Genomic DNA, 19,301 nt, shown 5'->3' with positions numbered 1-19,301 from the left:
AGCCTGAATGAGCCGAATCTGAGCGGCGATGAAGTTTCGCTGGGCTTCCCGAAGTTCCAAGGGTGTGGCCACGCCAATCTTGTACCGCTCCAGGGCAATACTAACGTTCTGCTCGGCGGTCTTGACGTTGAGGGCTTCCAGATCAAGCAGGTTCAAGTTATTGCGATAGTTCTGATAGGTCTGTTGCAGGGCCGCTTCAATCTGAACTTTCACGTCGGCTTCCTGTAAATTCGTAATTTCTTCGGTAATCTTCGCTCCCTGAATGCGTCGGCGTTGATTCAACCCGTCGAAAATGACGGCTGCCACCTGAACGCCTCCCGAAAGGTTGGCATTATAGCCGCTTCGCACCCCAAAACCGGAACCGCCGTTGCGGAGTACGTTGTACGTGTAGCCTCCCACTACATTAACGGTGGGCCAGAGTAGAGCTTTTTGATTCCGAACGTCCAGATTGGCAATCAAACTATTGTTGCGAGCTAGCAGAAGTTGGGGGTTCTCCCGTAAGGTCTGATCTCGCAACGATTCGTACATGAGATCACGATTCAGCAAAAGGGTGTCATTCGGAACAAAGTCTACATTCAGCGAACGGGCTAGTAGTTGATTAAGCTGCGTTTTCGTGTTGACGTAGGTCAGTTTCTGAGCAATCAGGGCCGCTGTATCGGCATTGAAATCGACCTGAGCGGTGAGGTACTCCACCTTGGAGCCCTGCCCGATGTCGTAACGATCTTTGGCCAGTCGCCGCCGTTCCCGCGAAATGGTCAGGGCATCTTCCAGCGAACGAGCCTGTTGTTTTTGCTGAACGGCTGAGTAATAGGCATTCGTTACCTGAGCAATCGTTCCTTCGATGGTCACCTGAGCCTGCGATTCACCCGCCCGAACGAGTTCTTCCAGCCGGGCTTTGGTGATTTGCATACTCCGTCCGTTAAAGATGGTCCAGGTTAACTGGACATTTGCATTCACGTTCCGGTTAAAGATTCCCCGCTGAACCAAGGGTGGTCGTACGGCGTCAAAATACCGCTGATTGGAAAAGTTGAACAGTCCATTGGGCTGTACTAGTCCCGTGATGAGGGGTAGCATACCAGCCGCCGCCCGGGTATTGTCGTTTTCGGCCAGTCGTACCTGATTCTTGGCGACTTTAATCGAATAGTTCTTTTCCAACGCCAGCGTGATGGCGTCTTCCAGCGATAAAGATTCGGGAGCCGTCTGAGCAAAAAGAGAAAAGCAAAACGTAAAACAGCTAGCAAAGAGGGCTATTTTTTTATACATGGGGGTTAAGAGATACGGGACCGTGTCAATACATCCTCCGTCCCGATTTTGGTCTAGTTTCTCACAAAAAACGACTACTTCCACGAATTTAGCCGTCCGGGAAGCCGTAGTTCAGGAATCTGAGATAAATCAAGCAAAAGTGGCGACGAAGATTTAAGAGCTAAGCCCAAAGTATCCAAGAACTTACGTTAATCTGGAATCATGATAAGAGGGTAAGGGTGCTTCATTGGGTTACAATCCGATTTGGGTAGTGCTTTTTACTTCTTCCATCACGAAAGAACTGCTCATGTGCGAAACGCTGTGCAAGACGCTGAGTTTGCTCTGGTAAAACGTGTTATAGGCCTCCATATCCGAAACAATGACTTTCAGTAAATAGTCAAAGTTGCCCGATACAACACTGCATTCGAGTACCTCAGGGAGTTGTCGAATGGCCTCATTGAATTCCTGAAAGCTTTCCTGTCGTTGTTTATCGAGCGTGATAAAACAGTACACCATCATGCCACGACCAATGCGTTTACGGTTGATGAGGGCTACATATTTTTCAATAATCCCCTGATTTTCGAGTTTTTTGATTCGATCATGCACGGGCGTTATACTGAGGTGTACCCGTTCGGCCAGTTCACGTACCGTGAGCAGAGCATTTTCCTGCAAGAGATTGAGCAGTTGGCGATCAATAGTATCTAATTCCATACGTTTTTCGCGATTAGAGTGAAGATAAAGTCAGTCTGGGAAGAACGTATTTGCAAAGGAAAATTTGAAAGCTATGCATTATACACGGAAAAGATCAGATTCCGAAATTAGTGTGTGGCTTACTCCACCGCAAGAGGAGTGGAGCATCGGTTGAGTCGTACAGAAATTTTTTCGGTAGAAAGCTTCATTTGACTACTATTTACAGTAAAATGAACTTTAAATAGACTTATTGGTAAAACAAATTTCTTATTTATGGCATTAAGAACGAAAACTATTCTGAATAGCGATTTTTGTAAAAAGTTTCACGCCTGCCAGCCATTCCACTGACGCGTCCATTGTACAAGCAGCACTAACGACAAAAAACTATGATTATCGGGGTTCCCAAAGAAATTAAAAACAACGAAAACCGGGTGGCTTTAACGCCCGCGGGTGTGGCCGAATTTAAGAAAAGCGGTCACGACGTTTATGTACAGGCGACGGCTGGCTTAGGCAGTGGAATTACGGATGCCGAGTATGTACACGCTGGAGCAACCATTTTGCCGACGATTGAAGATGTATACGAAATCGCGGAGATGATTGTAAAGGTAAAAGAACCCATCGCTTCTGAATACGCTCTCATTAAACCCAATCAGTTACTCTTTACTTATTTCCACTTCGCGTCTTCTCAGGAACTGACGCACGCCATGCTGGAAAGTGGTGCCATCTGTCTGGCGTACGAAACGGTTGAGAAAACGGATCGTAGTTTGCCCCTGCTGGTTCCCATGAGCGAAGTGGCGGGTCGGATGGCCGTACAGGAAGGTGCCAAGTACCTCGAAAAACCCATGGGTGGCCGGGGTATCCTATTGGGCGGCGTGGCCGGGGTAAAACCTGCCAACGTACTCGTATTGGGTGGCGGTATCGTTGGAACGCAGTCGGCTAAAATGGCGGCGGGACTAGGAGCGAATGTAACAATTGTAGATATTAGCCTGCCGCGTTTACGTTACCTGGAAGACATCATGCCTGCGAACGTAGATACGGTTATCTCCAATGAATACAACATTCGTCAGTTGGTTCAAACGACGGATCTGATCATTGGTGGGGTCCTGATTCCGGGAGCTAAGGCTCCTTCGCTCATCACGCGGGATATGCTTAGCCTGATGCGTCCGGGAACGGTAATGGTGGATGTGGCCATCGATCAGGGGGGATGTTTCGAAACCTCACACGCGACGACGCACGAAAACCCAACCTTCGTCGTGGAAGGTATTGTACATTATTGCGTGGCAAATATGCCCGGAGCTGTACCATACACCTCCACGCTGGCTCTGACCAACGCAACCTTACCCTACGCCATTCAACTCGCCAACAAAGGCTGGAAGAAAGCTTGCCGCGAAAATGAAGAGCTGAAAAAAGGCTTGAACGTGGTACAGGGCAAGACGGTATACAAAGGAGTAGCTGACGCCTGGGAATTGCCGCTGACGCCCGTAGATGACGTACTGGGTAAAGTGATTGTTGCTTAGTCCGGTTAAGATATTCATCAAATCAGCAACTATAAAACCGCTAGCCGCCCGGACGTGTTCGGGCGGTTTTTCATACGTGGGCGGTACTAAAACGTATATAAACAAAATTACCGGCCCGCAAAGCAAGCCGGTAATCATCGTTCAACCTTCAACCTATCTGTCTTTTCTTTTTTTTAATGCTTTTCGAGGACTACTCTTGGTCTGATAAACGCTCATTGGAACTTTACCCATCTAATCGTTTAACCAAAGATTCATCGCGTATTTGTATGTTGAGTGAGTATTCAATTCTGTCTACTAACTCAGTCATTTCTAAAGTATTAACCTAAAGTTATTTTCAAAAGTTCGACTTCGTAAAAAAAACTTTAGGTTTCTTCAAGTGCTCCGTTCTGATGAAATGATCGTCGAAACGATGACACTTTTAATCATTTATGGCTTGTACGGGAGACTCAGTTATATAACGTATCTCCTAAAAAAATAGTTTACATAGACTAGATCAAAATTTCGTACCAGGGGTAAACCCATTACCAAATTTTGGTACCAATCAGACGATTTAATTCCAGACGGGCCAGTGCCTGCTGATATTGGTACTGAATTCGTTGGAATTCAGCCTCCTCCAGAGCGGTTTGTGCCGACTGGATTTCAAGCTGGGTAATGACACCATTCTGAAAGCGAACATTCGCAAGTTGAAGGCCGTATTGAGCTTCCTGAAGCTGCGTTTCGGATAAACGTAGCTTCTCGGTCGTAGAACGTAATTCGGACTGAGCCTGTTCAAGTTGGGTATGAATTTGTACGGAAGCCGTTTCCGTTCCGTACTGGCTCAGTTGAAGGTTTTTGCGGGCGATGTCTTCCTGAATCTGGTGACGGCCACCCGCGTAAATGGGAGCCGACAGGCGGAAACCTACGCCACCGTTGAAACGAAACTCTTTAATTTCGGGCTGAAAACCGTTACGGAAACCCGTCGATCCGTTGAAGGAAAAAGTGGGTAATTTCGCTGCTTTCGCAATTTGAATGTCTTTCTCAGCAACTAATTCGCGGGTTTTGGCCAAACGCAAATCCCAGTTATTATCCACATTCGACGAATCCTGGGGCGTAACTAGTGAAGACCAGGCAAAACCGGCGTCAGCGTTGATAGTAGACCGAACGTCTTTACCCACTAGTGAGCTTAACAGAATAAACTGCCGATCGAGTTGCGTCTGAAGATCGACAATACGCGTCCGGACGTTTTTGTACCGAACGTTCGTAGCGACCAGGTTGTAATCAATTTCATCCCCACTCTTGATCCGGTTTTCGATCACTTTAGCCGTCTCACCCACGAGTGATTCCTGAGCCCGTTGTACAGTAATGGCTTTCTGCAGGTACACAATGCTAAAGTAAACCTGAGCTACCTGATAGGCCAGCTGATGCGTGGCCAAATCAACGTTCTGCTGGGAAAGTAGGCTCTCGGTGCGGGCTTTGTCGATGTTAGCCGCATCTTTTCCCCAATCGTAGACGGTCTGACTCACCGAAACACCAACGTTGTAGTTATTCCGCGGAGCAAACTGAATCGCATTCGAACCCAGACCCGGAATTTCGAAGGTTACACGTTGCAAAGGCCAGATATACTGATACGAAGCATCCCCACTCACGGAAGGTTTACGAGCGGCCTCGGCCATCTGGGTACGGCTTTCGCTCAGGGAAAGGGCTTGCTGTTGCTGTTTTAACTGGGGATAGTATTGAATGGATTGACGAATTAATCCGTTGAGCACCTCGTCGTTGGGCTGCTGTTGAGCAAAGGCCAACGAACTCGTAAGCAACGCGAGGGCCAGTACTGATATGGATTTCATGTTGGGAGAATTGAATGAGTTTACAGTTTTCAGTTGCCGGTTGTCAGTTTTCAGCGAATATTCTGAAAACTGACAACACCTTAATGGGCTTCGGCCATGGCTGCTGCCGCTGCTGCAATTTCTTCGGGTGACTTTTTCTTTTTCTGACGAAGAATGACCGTCAGGGGCAAGATGAGCACAAAGAAGAAACCGACAATCCGGAACGTATCCAGGTACGAAAGCAGATACGCCTGTTTATCGACGGCGGCTTCGAGCATCCGGTAGGCCCGCATACTGGCTCCACCCATCGACTGCAAGCGTTCCGTCAGTAGGGGATTGCCGGGGTATAGGTTCGCCATCAGATCCGAGCGGTGCTGGGCGTACTGAATCGCCACAAAGTTGTTGGCGAGGGCTACGCCAAAGGCACCGCCCAACTGCCGGATCATATTATTGATGGCAATGGCATTCGGGTATTCTTTCGGAGAAAGACCGGCTACGGCCTGGTTCGTCAGGGGGAGCTGTAACAGCGAAATGCCTAATACCCGTAGCATGTGAGCTGGGAAAAACTGCCATTGACTGGCGTCGGCGTTGAATGTACCCCCATAGAATCCAAAGGCAATCATCAGCAAAATACCCGAAATGATAAACGGCAGGGGAGAAGCTCCCGCCGATAGCCGCCGACCTACAACGGGCATCATGAACACGCCAATCAATGTAGGCCAAAGCAGCGAAAGACCAGTCATCGTGGGCGTATAGCCCATAATTCGCTGTACCATCACGGGGTAAACGAACATGGCCGTAAACAGACCAATCCCGGCGACGAAACTGAAAATAGTGGTAATACCTAAAGTACCCCGTTTCATCACCCGAAGATCCACGACGGGGTGATCCGTGGTCAGTTCCCGCCAGATGAATCCAATCACACCGACGGCCGCGGCAATGGCCGTGTACACAATCAGCCGGGACTCAAACCAGTCTTCGGATTCGCCTTTTTCAAGCATGAATTGGAGCGAACCTACGCCCAGCATGAGCAACAGAATACCGGGGTAATCAATTTTGATTTCGGCTTTATGCTGACCTTCTCCTGCTTTTTTATCGATGTACAAAATCGTCAGAATAGAGGCCAGAATACCCACCGGAATGTTCACCAGAAAGATATTCGCCCAGTGGTAATCTTCTACGATGATCCCACCCAGTACAGGACCGAACGTAGGGCCCAGGATGATACCCATGGCAAATATACCCGAGGCAATCCCGCGTTGCTGCGGCGGAAAGGCATCGAAAATAATGGCTTGCGAAGTCGAAAGCAGGGCACCACCGCCTACCCCCTGAATGAACCGCCAGAATACCAGCTCCCACAAATCCGTCGACTGACCGCAGAAGTATGAAGCAATGGTGAAGAGAATGATGGAACCCAGGTAATAGGTTTTCCGGCCAAAGTACTCGGCCAGAAAGCTCGTCATCGGAATGATGATAACGTTGGCAATGGCATACGAAGTAACTACCCAGGCAATGTCCTCGATGGTTGCTCCCAGCGATCCGGCCATCTGGTTGAGAGCTACGTTGACAATGGTGGTGTCAATCAGCTCCATGATGGCAGCGGAAATGGCCGTAGCCACAATAATAGCCCGCTTAAATCCGGTTGGATAGGTTGCCATGTGTGTTTAGTTTGCAGTTGTTAGTTGTCGGTTTTCAGTTTCAGTTATCAACGGGATCGTCTGAACTGATCACTGCAAACCGACAACTGAAAACTATTTCGTTTTTACACTCACTTCTACGTTCATACCGGCCCGGAGCAGGTTGCGGTACTGGGGTAAGTTTTCAATCTCGATTTTAACCGGAATCTTCTGGGTTACTTTCACGAAGTTACCGGAGGCGTTATCGGGGGGGAGCAGGGAGAATTTGGCACCCGTTGCTTCACTGAAGGATACGATTTTACCTTTCATGGGGGTGTTTGGGAAGGCATCCGCAGTTACCGTGGCTTCTGAACCAATGCGTAAGTTCTCCACCTGCGTTTCCTTGAAGTTGGCCACTACCCAAAGCGTGCTGTCCTGTACAATGGTCATCGTCGTCTGACCATTCTGAATGTACTGACCAGGCTCTACGCTCTTGCGGCCAATCCGGCCGGAAGAAGTAGCGTATACTTTAGAATAGGTCAGCTTGAGTTTCTGCTGATCAATACGCGTCTTTTGTACATCTAGAGACGCTTCCGCTTTGTGCAGAGCCGAACGCAGTACGTCCAGGCGGGAGCGGGAAGCCAGTACGTCGGCCTGACCAGCTACGTATTGTTGATCGAGTACTTCGGAGTTGTTACGACTGTCGTCCGACTGCTTCCGGGTGATGGCTTTATCGGCCAGCAAACGGGCATCGCGTTCGGCATCCGATTTGGCCTTGTCGCGACGCAGAGCGGTTGCTTTCAGGTTCGAGTCCTGAGCTTTGATGGTGAGCTCAGCGTTACGCAAACTGGCCTTAGCGTTTTCGACATCGGTTTGCATTTGCCGATACGTCGCTTCCATTTCAGCCAGTTGCAGCTGATATTCAGCATCATCGATTTCCATCAGCAACTGACCTTTTTCTACTTTGTCGTAGTCATTAACTGCCACCGTTTTCACGTATCCAGCAATACGGGGCAGTACGGGCACCATGTAACTTTCGATCTGAGCGTTGTCGGTTTCTTCGTGCGTTTGGGCGTGCTGGTAAGCGGAAAACCCAAACCATGCACCCACACCCAGCACAACAAGCAGGATAATCCGGGGTAACATTTTACGGAATGAAGATTGTTCTGGCGTAGCCATGATTAAATTATTTATTAGTGGTGATCAAATGGGATGCAGACCCGTGTCGTTTGGAGTTAGTCAACTAAATTGACGATGCAAATGTAAACTTAGTTGACTAAAAAAGTCAAGTTAGTTGACTATTATTTTTTTATAACTATTTTTGCATCGAGTTAGTCAGCTAACCAAGGCTATAACCCGAATTATTTAAAAATAATTCAAGGGGATTTAGAGTTAAGTTACTGATTTTTAGTATTTTGAAGGTAATGGTTTGCCTGTTATCTGCGTTAGACTACTAAAAACAAATTGAAATGTATGAGCGAGATGTTGTACTTTTTTAATTTGTATTAAATTTACGTTAAAATGGAAAAGGGAGGGGAGAAGAGCACTTCGACTTCTTTCTTGGACGACGAGAATGATGGATAAGGAACTAAGAAAAAAGCTTGAAGCGTTTAAAGTTCAGCGGAACCGGATTATGGGCCGACTCCTGAGCCGGGCCTTTCGGATTGTAGTAGACGTATCAAGTCAGAAACTAGCAGAAGCAGGTTACGAGTCCTATCGACTCAGTCACCTGGTGCTGATGGTGCATATTCAGGTGGATGGCTCTACGATTAATGAACTGGCGGCGAGTTTGGGCATTACCAAGCAGGCCGTGAGCAAAATCGTGAAGGAACTACAGGAGCAGGGGTACGTGGAAACCGAAAAACATCCCGATGATGCCCGCTCGGTACTCGTCAAGATTACGAATAAAGGGGCTCGTTTTACCCTCGAATGGCAGTACTGTACGAAAGTGGTAGACCAGAAATTTGAAGAAATCCTTGGTAGTGAACGCCTTGAACAACTTAAAGATATTCTGTTGGACCTAGCGGATTATCACGAAAATAAACTTAAAGAAGAGCTAACCGAGGCCTCGGAAGGCCGGCGTACCCAGTGGCTGGATATGTTACAGCAGAAAACGGCTAACTATCCGCTGCAATCCACGAAGAAGAAATAACCCTCAAGCTTTGTCGAATACGAAAGCGGCTCCTCCTTCGAAGAGCCGCTTTTTTATGAAGTACGGATCAGGAAACGGTCAGTACGGCAATGCTCGTACCACCAATGTGCCGCAGATTGCGGAACACGGGATTGCCGGACTGATAATAGTCGTTGAGAGCCCGCCGAACGCCTTCCCAGTTGGTATAGTCGTGCCAGAGAATGGTGCCGCCCTTGCGAACCAGCCGGAGAGCGTTTTCTGTATCACTCAGCACGTACTCGTAAGCGTGCGAACCATCAATGAAAACCAGATCCATCTGATTATGATAGGGGGAATAGTCGTACGTAGCCGAGTCACCGAAGACCTGGGTAATCTTGGATGCCAACGGATGTCCTTTGAAGCGTTCGCCGGATTCGGCTTTCTTTACGTACATCTCCTCCGTTTTTTCAATCTGCATCTGCGTCTGGCTTAGTTCCGAAGGCGGTAGATCCAGTGTTACGATTTGGGCGTCCGCCGGGCTATTCAGGGCCATATTTAACGTAGTTCTTCCCTGAAAGGTACCGATTTCGAAAATCCGCCGGGGCTGTAGCTGATTCACCAGCTGACTGATCACCTTTACTTCAAATTCAGTCACGTGTCCAAAACCGCATTCGTTCACGCCTTCCAGGAGAAGATTCTTGTCTAGCTGAGCCAGTTCCAGAATATCGGTCTTCGGCAGTTTGTAAGGGTCTTCGGGCAGGTCTGAGCTGGGAGCGGGTGGACTGTACAGAGCATACAGCTCACCGAGTCGATGGCGTTCTTGGGTGTCAAAAGGGCTAAGGGCAGCCGTGCGGGCGATGCGTTTAAATACTCCCAGATACAAAGTAAACAAAGCTGTATTCATGAATTTCAAAGTAGAGGTCTAGGGTTCTTACTAAAACTGAAAATCAATGAAAGCTGGCGAGGAAGTCAGACAACCTGTACTACGATTGCTTACTTAAAGATCGATCAGATGCCTAAAATACGGAAAGGATTTAATCACACAAATCCTGATACTAAATCAGTTAGGCAGCAGGAATAAAAAAGCCGGTACATGCGTACCGGCCAATGTTACGATTCGAAAAAATCACCGTGGAAGTTGACCAGAAAGACTTCCAGACTGGCCCGCGTCATAGCAGTATACAACCATCGCACAAATTCCTGATTGACCTGTTCGAGGGTCAGATAGCCCTGATCAATGAAAACCGCACTCCACTGACCCCCTTGCGATTTATGGCAGGTGAGGGCATACGCGAATTTCACCTGTAAGGCATTCAAATACGGATCTTTCCGGATTTCCTGCATACGCTCACGTTTGGAGGCGATGTGTTCGTAATCCGCCGCCACGCCATCGTACAGGGCTTTACTTTCTTCGCGGGTTAGCGAGGGTGAAGCACTGTCGAGCGTATTAAGCGTAATTTTTGCATCGAACGGCGGCTGATCGGGGTAGTCCGAAAGTTGTAACAAACAGTTGGCGAAGCGAATGCCGTACTGTTCTTCGTACCCACGAATTTTCAGTACTTCCACAAAATCGCCGTTCGCCAGAAAGCCCGCGGGCGAATCTTCATCGAGTGCCGTATAATTATTGCGGACGACCATCAGACGATCGCCCGTCGAAATTTCGTCTTCCTGGTATTTGATGCGAGTCCGAATGTAGCGGTTGTAGGCTACGGCCGTTTTGTTTGACCGGGTAATGACGATGGTATTTTCCTCGCCGTATTTGCGGTAGGCGTAATTGATGCCGTCTTCGAGTTTTTCACCCGTCATGCGGAAACAATCGCGGAAGCCACGGGTACTGAGTCGGATCTCCGGAATTTTATCCCAGAGAATTTCGCGTAACCGCGTGGCATTCGCCAGGATGCCCGAATCATTGTCCTGCCGCATGACATCGGTCATTTCCACTTCCATGACGTCCATGTGAAAATTGTCCCGCAGGTACTTGGCATCCAGGGCCGGACTGTCGTCTTTACCGACGGGCGGCAACTGGGCCAGATCCCCCACAAATAGCAGTTTATTCGGTCCGCCTTCCTCGTTTCCAAAGGCGTATTCAATCAGGTCGGTAAGCAGGCCATTCATACCGCCAAAATCCGCTTCGTCGGGAATCATCGAAGCCTCATCCACGATGAAAACCGTGTTGGTATGGTAGTTATTCTGGCGGCGAAATTCCAGGGCTCCAGTAAACTTATTGGCAACCTGACGATAAATTTTTTTATGAATCGTCATGGCTTTTTTCCGGGAGTACGTCGCCATCACTTTGGCGGCTCGTCCGGTTGGAGCCAGCAGTACCGTGCGGAAACCCAGTTTGGGCAGACTTTTCACCAGCGTACTGATCAGCGTAGTTTTCCCGGTACCGGCGTATCCTTTCAGCAAGAAAGTCTGGGCATCATCATTGGAAAGAAATTTTTCCATGTGATTGAATAGCTCCAGCTGACCTTTCGTGGGCTGAAAGGGAAATTTCTGTCGTAACAGAAACGCGGGGGTGGGCGTATCGGATGTATTCACAATAAAATAACGAGTAATGAACGAGCCGCGTAGAGTCGTTCAACGATGCGTCTCCTGCCTACCAACGCCTCAGCTTTGGGCTGACGTCGGCTACTGGGAAACAAAAAAGAACTACGTAAAGATCGTCATTTTCGGGCAAATAGTGAAGTTCCGTTACTGTAATCCGTAACCACCTGGTCGTAACAAATCCGATAGCTGCGTATACTTTCGAAAGACGGAATGCACCTGGGCCTCGGGGAGGGCCTGAAGTTCTTCCCAGGAAAGCCAGGCGGCTTCTTCCATGATCTGCTGCTGAAATTCGGGGTCGTGGCCCAGCTGCAATTCACCGGATTCGATAAACACCCGGAAAAAGACTTCCAGCGTGTGTAAGGGGGAGCGAATGAACTCATTGACGTACAAAAGCTCGCCCACGCGAACCTGAAGCTGCGTTTCTTCGTTGAATTCCCGTACCAGAGCCTGAGGGATGGATTCGCCAAACTCCAGACTACCGCCCGGTGGAGCCCAGAAAGGGCCATCTTCAAAGAGGGCTTTATGGCGAATGAGTAAGATTCGGTCTTCCTGTACGGCAATACCACAGACCCGTACCCGTACGTACCCTCCAAATTTCTCTAAAACTTCGGTACTCATGTTACAATCGTCTTTTCGGGCAATATATACGTTTGCTAGGTACAAAAGTGACAACACCTAGATTTTAGGGGGTAGCCTGGTAAGCCCGAAAACGTTTTAAAAATCAATAAAAATGCGGTTTGGCGAGCGGTAGTAAATCCATTTTCTACCCGAAAAACGCCTGAAAATCCGTACCTTTGCAACTAGAAAACCAGATATACGAATGCTATCCGTAAGTAATATTTCGCTCCGCTTTGGGAAGCGGGTTCTTTTTGAAGACGTTAACTTAAAATTTGTACCGGGCAACGTATACGGCCTCATTGGAGCCAACGGAGCCGGTAAGTCTACTTTCGTTAAAATTCTTTCCGGTGAAATTGAACCCACCACGGGTTCAGTATCGCTCGATCCGGGCGAGCGGATGTCCTTTCTGAACCAGAACCAGAATGCCTATGATAACGAGACCGTACTGAACACGGTTATCATGGGGAACGACAAGCTCTATAAAGTAATGCAGGAGAAAGACGCCATCTACGCGAAGGCTGATTTCACCGAAGAAGATGGCAACCGGGCCGCTGATCTGGAAGCCGAGTTTGCCGAAATGAATGGTTGGGAAGCCGAATCCGACGCGGCTTCGCTGCTTTCGGGTTTGGGTATCAAGGAAGAAAGCCACTACACGCTGATGGCTGACATGAACCCTTCCGAAAAAGTGAAGGTACTCTTAGCCCAAGCTCTGTTTGGTAACCCCGATATTCTGTTGCTGGATGAGCCTACCAACAACTTGGACATTGATTCCATCCTGTGGCTCGAAGACTTTTTGATGGGATTCAAGAATACGGTAATTGTGGTCAGCCACGACCGTCACTTCCTGGATAACGTTTGTACGTATATTGCTGACCTTGACTTTGCCAAGATTCAGATTTACGGCGGTAACTATACTTTCTGGTATGAATCAAGTCAGCTGGCCGCCCGTCAGAAAGCCGATCAGAACAAGAAAGCCGACGAAAAACGGAAAGAGCTTGAAGAGTTTATTCGCCGTTTCTCGGCCAACGTGGCTAAGTCGAAGCAGGCAACTGCTCGTCAGAAAATGCTGGATAAGCTTCAGGTGGATGAAATTAAACCCTCCAGCCGTCGCTATCCATACATCGGTTTCAAGCCCGAGCGTGAAATTGGCGATCAGGTACTAAATGTAGAAAACCTGAGCTACGTACTGGAAGATGGTACAGTACTGTTCAAAAACCTGACGTTCAGCGTGATGAACGATCAGAAAATTGCTTTCCTAAGCAAAGATGGACTGGCCGTATCCGCTCTGTTTGACATTTTAATGGGCGAACGCCAACCGACGACGGGTACCTTCAAGTGGGGCGTAACGACGACGCAGAGCTACTTGCCGAATGACAACAGCAAATATTTCTCGGATGCCAGTCTGAATCTGGTAGACTGGCTGCGTCAGTACTCCGCTGAAAAGGACGAAACCTTTATCCGAAGCTTCCTGGGCCGGATGTTGTTCTCGGGTGAAGAAGCCTTGAAACGGTGTACGGTCTTGTCCGGGGGTGAGAAACAACGCTGTATGTTCTCGAAAATGATGCTTTCGGGAGCGAACGTACTGCTGCTGGACGAGCCGACGAACCACTTGGACCTGGAATCCATTCAGGCTTTGAACAAAGGCATGGAGGATTTCCCCAGCGTAATGCTGTTTGCCAGCCATGACCACCAGTTGACGCAGACGGTTGCGAACCGTATTGTGGAATTAACGCCTAAAGGTTGCCTGGATAAACTCATGACCTTCGACGATTACCTGACCGATAACCGTATTAAGGAACAACGGGAAGAATTGTACGGAGAGAAAGTATAATGCAGTTAGTAGTTGTTAGTTGATGGTTGATAGATGGTTCGTTAACCAGATTCTACGTCAGGATATTTGGTAAATAAGGATCAGATAACCATCAACCAACAACTACTAACCAACAACCAAACCAGCATGGCTAAGAAAAATTATACGGGTGTGGTGTATTCCACCGATCCGGATTTTCAATACCAGAACGACGAGCAGTCTGAAGCTAATACCTTGCCCCCTGCCCAGCAGAATCTGAAGGTACAGTTGGATAAGAAACAACGCGGCGGGAAGCAGGTTACCCTGATTACTGGATTCATTGGTACGGAAGATGACTTAGCGGATCTAGGCAAGAAACTCAAAACGCTATGTGGCGTAGGCGGTTCGGCTAAAGACGGCGAAATCTTAGTACAGGGCGATCAGCGGGATAAGGTGTTAAAGTGGCTGATTGAAAAAGCATATAAGGCAAAGCGTGTAGGCTAGTAAAATATTAAATTGTTAAGAAATAAAAAAAGCCGTTGATCTTATTCGACGGCTTTTTTTATTTGCGATAAACTTTATTAAAACCCATGAATAAAACTTATCTACTTACGCTAAATCTCTGTTTGATAGTGGCAATTTGCCAAGCTCAATCATCGGTTCGTCTATTTTATTTAGCAGACGGACTCCAAACCATACACGCGGATTCTGCAGATTATTTTTGTGACTTTGTCATACAGGGAGATACCATTTATAAATTCACTGCTTACGAAAAGTCGGGCCAGCGTCGGGCCGAAGGGTATTCTTTGTCGCCCTCTCCTCAGTTGAAAAAAAGTTATCAGTATAGAAGTTACCATGCTAATCAGCAAAGACACCAGACGGGGTATTATACGAATGATCAGAAAGTAGGCGTTTGGCACACGTTCTATCCCAGTGGTGAACTACAGGAAATAGGAGTCTGGAAAAAAAATCCGAGACCCAATGAATTACCCTTTCGATACGAATTGGTTTCTTTTCTGGATACCGCAGGTCATTTAAGCGTTATTCAGGGACATGGAAAAGCTGTTACCTATTATGAAAACGGTACCTCTAAAGAAACCGGAAACTTTCGGGAAGGACTGAAGGATTCAGTTTGGACTGGCTATTATCCAGATGGACGTAAAGAATACGAAGAAACCTACCTATCTGGCGTTCTTCAGCAAGGCATTAGTTACGATAAAAGGGGACAGGCTTATCGCTACCAAGTACTGGAAGAGCCTGTTCGTTTTGGGGAAAGTCAGCAAGATTTGTATCGATTTCTCGCTCAATCAATGAGGTATCCGGTTGCTGCCCAAAGAGCCCGAATCCAGGGTAAAGTATTACTTAGTCTCAAAGTAGATAAGGACGGTACTCCGTATCAGGTACAGGTGCATTCGTCTCCTGATGAGACCTTAACGGAAGAAGCCTTACGAGTCCTTAGTTACAGTAAAGGAAAGTGGAAGCCTGGCGTTAAAAGAGGGCAGGTTAAAGATGACCGTTTCCAGTTTCCAATCAGTTTTATATTGGAGTAAAAGAGAGTTTCTTTGCCCATATTCGTGTGTACTAAAACGTTACTGGAATAAAGAATTTCTAATTGGTCTTTAAGAATATTTGACAATATTCGTTTTAGTATTGTTAATTAATTCTTACGTTTCATTCATGCGACTCACGTTTATTTACCTGTTTTTTATCAGTACAGTCACCTATGCTCAGCAAATCGAGCGGTATTATTATTCCAAAGCGGATGAATGGTTGAACAGTAAAGATTCAGCGAAATACTATCGAGATTTTGTATTACAAGGCGATACTATTTTTCGTTGTACCCGATACAACCTAAAGGGAATCAGGCAAGAGGAAGGGTATACAAAAAAGAGTGGCTTTCTGAATTACCAGGGAAATTATAAGACTTTTTATCCCAATCAGGTTACTGAGTCGGAAGGTACCTACGATGAGGGAAGCCGGATCGGTATCTGGCGATATTTTTATAAAAATGGTTCGCTCAAAGAACAGCGACAGTATGAACTTCTTCGGAATCGTCGGAAGGATTGGAGCCATGAAAAATATCGGCTAGACGTTTATCAGGACTCTACGGGTAATGTGCTGGTAAAGGAGGGGAATGGGACCTACGTTTTATATCATCCCAATGGGAATGTTGCCGAAAAAGGCAACTATGCAAACGGTGAAAAAGCAGGTAACTGGCTAGGGAACTACTTAAATGGTCAACATTGGTACGAGGAAAATTATAAAAACGGAGTACTGAGTAAAGGCGTAAGTTATGATTCATTGGGAAGAAATTACGTCTATAAGCAGCTGAAACAGAATGCGGAATTCACCGGTGGAGACCAGGCATTTTATTCCTTTCTCAATAAAAACATGCGGTATCCAGTGGAAGCTCAACGCCAAAAGATTCAGGGCCGGGTATTCATGTCTTTTGCCATAGAAGCCAATGGAAATATCTCCAACATTAAAGTATTGAAAAGTCCCAGTATGCTGCTTTCAGCGGAAGCCATCCGGGTGATAGGAGAGATGAAAGGAAAATGGACGCCGGGTAAATCAAGGGGGCAATTCGAGAAAACCACCTACAATATTCCTCTGACTTTTTCGCTGGGTTGATGCCTCTTGTATCTCATCGGCAGCTGCTTTCACTTCTTATCAAGTCATCCCTTTATGAAATACCTCCTAACCACCTTAATTACGTTCATTACTTCTGTAGTTTTCGCTCAAAACGCTACCCGAATTTATTACCTCGATACGGAAGTAGCGACCAGCATTCCCGATTCGGCCCGTTTTTACCTCGACCTAACTGTCCAGGGCGATACGCTGTATCAATACACGGAATATGATAAATCTGGCGTACGACGGGCGGAAGGATTTGCGGTTCGGATCATGCCCATGCTGGAAAGACATGATCGGTATACGACTTTCTATAAGCACCAGCAAAAGCACCGCGAAGGTCGGTATTTTAAAAATCAGCCGGTCGGTATTTGGCGAACGTATCATCCCAATGGAAAGCTGGAAGAAATGGGCGTATGGACGAAAAACCCTCGGCCTTACGAAGCTCCCCTGCGTTACCTATTAACCACTTACGCGGATAGTACGGGCCAGATGCTGGTTACGCAGGGCCACGGAACGATGACTCGGCATGATTCTCAGAGAGGCGTGCAGGAGGTGGGTTCTTATCGGGAGGGATTGAAAGATTCGGTCTGGGTCGGGTACCACACGGATGGTCGGAAGGAATACGAAGAAACGTATACCGCAGGCGTGTTACAGGAGGGTCGTAGTGTCGACGCTCAGGGCAATACATATCCATATACTACGCTGGATACACCCATTAGCTTTGAGTCGGATGGACTTTTCAAATTCCTTAATGTAAACATTCGGTATCCACCCGAGGCTCAGCGGGCGGAAAGCCAGGGTACAGTTATCCTGAATTTTTTGATTGATACGCAGGGCGTGCCGCAGGATATCCGGGTCAGTTCTTCGCCCGACCCCGTTCTGACCAAAGAAGCCATACGGGTCATCCAGCTTAGTAAAGGCAAGTGGAAACCAGCGACGAAGCGGGGGAAAGCCGTAGCGAATCGGTTTACCATTCCGATTCCTTTCAAGTTGATTTAACGTTGGTAGAAGTGACCGTATTAAGGTACTGCAGAGAAAGATAAGATTACTACTGGTAGTTGAGGCCAGGTAGCCCGAACCGTTAAAAACCAGACCGGCTGTACCGATAGGTACAGCCGGTCTGGTTTTTAACAAAATTACTTGCTCTTTTCCGTACTCTTGAGAGCCCAGTACATGAGTACGGGTTGGAAAAACAGTCGGGTAAATCGTTTCTTATCGGTATCTAAACCAAAGGCGTCGCGTTCGTTGGTGTATTGGGAAATATTACCGGGAAAAACGGCCGCGAAGAACGAAGCCGCAATTTTGCCAATGGCTTCCTTGCGTTTTTCTCCGGCGAGAATCAGGCTGGCACCTAAGGCGATTTCGGCTAATCCCGAGTAGATCACCGTATCATCTTTTTCCAAAGGTACAAAGTCGGGAACCTGAGCCTGGAAATCTTTCCGGGCAAAAGTCAGGTGACTGACTCCGGCAAAAACGAGCATACTTCCTAAACCAATACGGGCGACATTTTGAAGAGTTTCTGTTTTCATAGCAGTGTGTGTTTACCTAGCCATTATGAAAAATCAATACCACCCACAAAAATGAATGTTCGGGTCTTCTGTCCGTGCTTAAAATCCAGCCAGTTTCTCTTCTATTTTATCCAGCTTGAAGCTAAAAGTCGTCCCCTTGTCCACGCGACTCATGACCGTAATCTTGGATTTGTGGGCGTTGACGATGTGTTTGACAATGGCCAATCCCAAACCCGTACCGCCTTTTTCTTTCGAACGGGACTTTTCTACCCGATAAAAGCGTTCGAAAATCCGGTTGAGGTGCTCGGGGGGAATGCCCGGACCGTCGTCTTTCACTTCAATTTCCCAGTCTTTCTTATCTTCGGTAAACGTCACATTCACCTTTCCTCCGTCACGACCGTATTTAATGGCGTTGTCGATGAGATTGGTGAGAGCCTGGGAAATGCGATAGGCATCAGCTTTCACAAAAATCTGATCCTGCGTTGTATGAAGCTTTACTTTGATTTCCCGTTGATTGGCCCGGGGTTCGAGCTGCTCAATGACTTCGTGGGTAATCTTGACTAAATCCACGCGTTCGCGGTGCATTTTGATTTCACCCGCTTCAATTTGTGACAGCGTAAGCAGGTCAGCCACCAGAGCGTCGAGTCCATCGAGGCTTTTCGCGGCTTTTTGCAGGAATTTATCCCGTACCCGCTCGTCGTCCTTGGCTCCGTCGATGAGGGTATGAATGAATCCCTGAGCGGCGAAGATGGGAGTCTTGAGTTCGTGCGAAATATCGGCCAGAAACTCCCGCCGAAACTGCTCCATGCGTCGGAGCTCATCAATTTCCCGCTGCTTTTTGGCTACGTATACAAAAATCTCGTTGTTGAGTTTTTTCAGCGGGTTGACGCTCTTGGTAATCTTTTTGCGGGAGAGGTTAAAATCTTTCAGCTTCAGCCGCTGAATGGTATCGTAGATCTTATTGATTTCTTCGAAAATGAGATAATCCAGTACGTAGAAAACGAGGATGAGCGTCGCGAAGAACGTAGTGGCTCCCGCAATGAAGATGGTACCACCGGGCGTACCCGGCACGAACCAGAGGAAACCACTCGTAATGGCCGAAATCAACAGGGCCAGAATAACAGAAATTACCTTGGGATTTAAGGGGGACATGGGCACGAGTTCTCAGTTGTCCGTCTACTGTTTTCAGTTGTAATCGGTGCTCAGCAAAGGCTGAGTGATATTC

Annotated in this window: 17 protein-coding genes; 7 read left to right on the top strand and 10 right to left on the bottom strand. The window is 47.6% G+C overall.

What is annotated here, in order from left to right; translation table 11 throughout:
- Together ACOJTG_RS05395 and ACOJTG_RS05390 are read right to left on the bottom strand one after the other, a co-directional pair.
- Positions 1 to 1,263: TolC family protein (locus tag ACOJTG_RS05395; protein ID WP_420152874.1), on the bottom strand; the 1,263-nt coding region annotated here is incomplete at its 3' end.
- 231 nt (positions 1,264 to 1,494) lie between these two features.
- Positions 1,495 to 1,953 carry an Lrp/AsnC family transcriptional regulator gene (locus ACOJTG_RS05390; RefSeq protein WP_104713203.1) on the bottom strand — a complete coding sequence of 153 codons (459 nt, stop codon included), beginning with the start codon at positions 1,951 to 1,953 and terminating at the stop codon, positions 1,495 to 1,497.
- Between the two features lie 365 nt (positions 1,954 to 2,318).
- Here ACOJTG_RS05390 and ald point away from each other — a divergent pair, with 365 nt between their 5' ends.
- The gene (ald, locus tag ACOJTG_RS05385; protein WP_104713201.1) at positions 2,319 to 3,449 is read left to right on the top strand and encodes an alanine dehydrogenase; all 1,131 of its coding nucleotides are present in this window, start codon (positions 2,319 to 2,321) and stop codon (positions 3,447 to 3,449) included.
- Positions 3,450 to 3,970: 521 nt separating this feature from the next.
- Here the strand turns inward: ald and ACOJTG_RS05380 are convergent.
- From ACOJTG_RS05380 to ACOJTG_RS05370, 3 genes are all read right to left on the bottom strand, one after another.
- Positions 3,971 to 5,272: a TolC family protein gene (locus ACOJTG_RS05380; protein ID WP_420152873.1), complete on the bottom strand. Its 1,302-nt coding sequence runs from the start codon at positions 5,270 to 5,272 to the stop codon at positions 3,971 to 3,973.
- A gap of 80 nt (positions 5,273 to 5,352) precedes the next feature.
- The gene (locus ACOJTG_RS05375) at positions 5,353 to 6,909 is read right to left on the bottom strand and encodes a DHA2 family efflux MFS transporter permease subunit (protein WP_420152872.1); all 1,557 of its coding nucleotides are present in this window, start codon (positions 6,907 to 6,909) and stop codon (positions 5,353 to 5,355) included.
- Positions 6,910 to 7,002: 93 nt separating this feature from the next.
- Positions 7,003 to 8,046 (bottom strand): HlyD family secretion protein, encoded by a 1,044-nt coding sequence (locus ACOJTG_RS05370; protein WP_420152871.1) that lies wholly within the window; start codon positions 8,044 to 8,046, stop codon positions 7,003 to 7,005.
- A 454-nt stretch (positions 8,047 to 8,500) separates the two neighbouring features.
- Between ACOJTG_RS05370 and ACOJTG_RS05365 the strand changes: the two genes are divergently transcribed.
- Positions 8,501 to 9,019: a MarR family winged helix-turn-helix transcriptional regulator gene (locus tag ACOJTG_RS05365; protein ID WP_420152870.1), complete on the top strand. Its 519-nt coding sequence runs from the start codon at positions 8,501 to 8,503 to the stop codon at positions 9,017 to 9,019.
- Between the two features lie 67 nt (positions 9,020 to 9,086).
- Here the strand turns inward: ACOJTG_RS05365 and ACOJTG_RS05360 are convergent, their stop codons facing one another.
- From ACOJTG_RS05360 to ACOJTG_RS05350, 3 genes are all read right to left on the bottom strand, one after another.
- Positions 9,087 to 9,881 (bottom strand): O-methyltransferase, encoded by a 795-nt coding sequence (locus tag ACOJTG_RS05360; protein WP_420152869.1) that lies wholly within the window; start codon positions 9,879 to 9,881, stop codon positions 9,087 to 9,089.
- Positions 9,882 to 10,087: 206 nt separating this feature from the next.
- The gene (locus ACOJTG_RS05355; protein WP_420152868.1) at positions 10,088 to 11,518 is read right to left on the bottom strand and encodes an ATP-dependent DNA helicase; all 1,431 of its coding nucleotides are present in this window, start codon (positions 11,516 to 11,518) and stop codon (positions 10,088 to 10,090) included.
- Positions 11,519 to 11,671: 153 nt separating this feature from the next.
- Positions 11,672 to 12,145 (bottom strand): NUDIX domain-containing protein, encoded by a 474-nt coding sequence (locus tag ACOJTG_RS05350; protein ID WP_420152867.1) that lies wholly within the window; start codon positions 12,143 to 12,145, stop codon positions 11,672 to 11,674.
- A 202-nt stretch (positions 12,146 to 12,347) separates the two neighbouring features.
- Here ACOJTG_RS05350 and ACOJTG_RS05345 point away from each other — a divergent pair, with 202 nt between their 5' ends.
- The 5 genes from ACOJTG_RS05345 (at position 12,348) to ACOJTG_RS05325 (ending at position 17,567) form a co-directional block, all read left to right on the top strand.
- A complete protein-coding gene (locus ACOJTG_RS05345) occupies positions 12,348 to 13,976 on the top strand; it encodes an ABC-F family ATP-binding cassette domain-containing protein (RefSeq protein WP_102200100.1) in 1,629 nt (542 codons plus the stop codon).
- Positions 13,977 to 14,102: 126 nt separating this feature from the next.
- Positions 14,103 to 14,438, top strand: coding sequence for a translation initiation factor (locus ACOJTG_RS05340; RefSeq protein WP_420152866.1), 336 nt, complete (start codon positions 14,103 to 14,105; stop codon positions 14,436 to 14,438).
- Between the two features lie 86 nt (positions 14,439 to 14,524).
- Entirely contained in the window at positions 14,525 to 15,484 is a 960-nt protein-coding gene (locus ACOJTG_RS05335) for a TonB family protein (RefSeq protein WP_420152865.1), read from the top strand.
- Positions 15,485 to 15,611: 127 nt separating this feature from the next.
- Positions 15,612 to 16,565, top strand: a complete 954-nt coding sequence (locus ACOJTG_RS05330) for a TonB family protein (protein ID WP_420152864.1) — start codon at positions 15,612 to 15,614, stop codon at positions 16,563 to 16,565.
- 54 nt (positions 16,566 to 16,619) lie between these two features.
- Positions 16,620 to 17,567, top strand: a complete 948-nt coding sequence (locus ACOJTG_RS05325) for a TonB family protein (protein WP_420152863.1) — start codon at positions 16,620 to 16,622, stop codon at positions 17,565 to 17,567.
- Between the two features lie 137 nt (positions 17,568 to 17,704).
- On the opposite strand, the gene ACOJTG_RS05320 is transcribed toward ACOJTG_RS05325, so the two are convergent.
- Both ACOJTG_RS05320 and ACOJTG_RS05315 read right to left on the bottom strand, forming a co-directional pair.
- Complete coding sequence (locus ACOJTG_RS05320) at positions 17,705 to 18,097, bottom strand: hypothetical protein (protein ID WP_420152862.1); 393 nt, start codon at positions 18,095 to 18,097, stop codon at positions 17,705 to 17,707.
- Positions 18,098 to 18,175: 78 nt separating this feature from the next.
- The gene (locus tag ACOJTG_RS05315) at positions 18,176 to 19,228 is read right to left on the bottom strand and encodes a sensor histidine kinase (RefSeq protein WP_420152861.1); all 1,053 of its coding nucleotides are present in this window, start codon (positions 19,226 to 19,228) and stop codon (positions 18,176 to 18,178) included.
- Between the last annotated feature and the right edge of the window lie 73 nt (positions 19,229 to 19,301).

This window comes from Siphonobacter sp., from assembly GCF_048595215.1.
Classification (GTDB): domain Bacteria; phylum Bacteroidota; class Bacteroidia; order Cytophagales; family Spirosomataceae; genus Siphonobacter.
This window is presented reverse-complemented; position numbering and strand designations above follow the sequence as displayed.

Coding starts and splice junctions, on each gene's coding strand:
- ACOJTG_RS05390 (WP_104713203.1), bottom strand. CDS start 1,953: ATGGAATTAGATACTATTGATCGCCAACTGCTCAATCTCTTGCAGGAA.
- ald (WP_104713201.1), top strand. CDS start 2,319: ATGATTATCGGGGTTCCCAAAGAAATTAAAAACAACGAAAACCGGGTG.
- ACOJTG_RS05380 (WP_420152873.1), bottom strand. CDS start 5,272: ATGAAATCCATATCAGTACTGGCCCTCGCGTTGCTTACGAGTTCGTTG.
- ACOJTG_RS05375 (WP_420152872.1), bottom strand. CDS start 6,909: ATGGCAACCTATCCAACCGGATTTAAGCGGGCTATTATTGTGGCTACG.
- ACOJTG_RS05370 (WP_420152871.1), bottom strand. CDS start 8,046: ATGGCTACGCCAGAACAATCTTCATTCCGTAAAATGTTACCCCGGATT.
- ACOJTG_RS05365 (WP_420152870.1), top strand. CDS start 8,501: ATGGGCCGACTCCTGAGCCGGGCCTTTCGGATTGTAGTAGACGTATCA.
- ACOJTG_RS05360 (WP_420152869.1), bottom strand. CDS start 9,881: ATGAATACAGCTTTGTTTACTTTGTATCTGGGAGTATTTAAACGCATC.
- ACOJTG_RS05350 (WP_420152867.1), bottom strand. CDS start 12,145: ATGAGTACCGAAGTTTTAGAGAAATTTGGAGGGTACGTACGGGTACGG.
- ACOJTG_RS05345 (WP_102200100.1), top strand. CDS start 12,348: ATGCTATCCGTAAGTAATATTTCGCTCCGCTTTGGGAAGCGGGTTCTT.
- ACOJTG_RS05340 (WP_420152866.1), top strand. CDS start 14,103: ATGGCTAAGAAAAATTATACGGGTGTGGTGTATTCCACCGATCCGGAT.
- ACOJTG_RS05335 (WP_420152865.1), top strand. CDS start 14,525: ATGAATAAAACTTATCTACTTACGCTAAATCTCTGTTTGATAGTGGCA.
- ACOJTG_RS05330 (WP_420152864.1), top strand. CDS start 15,612: ATGCGACTCACGTTTATTTACCTGTTTTTTATCAGTACAGTCACCTAT.
- ACOJTG_RS05325 (WP_420152863.1), top strand. CDS start 16,620: ATGAAATACCTCCTAACCACCTTAATTACGTTCATTACTTCTGTAGTT.
- ACOJTG_RS05320 (WP_420152862.1), bottom strand. CDS start 18,097: ATGAAAACAGAAACTCTTCAAAATGTCGCCCGTATTGGTTTAGGAAGT.
- ACOJTG_RS05315 (WP_420152861.1), bottom strand. CDS start 19,228: ATGTCCCCCTTAAATCCCAAGGTAATTTCTGTTATTCTGGCCCTGTTG.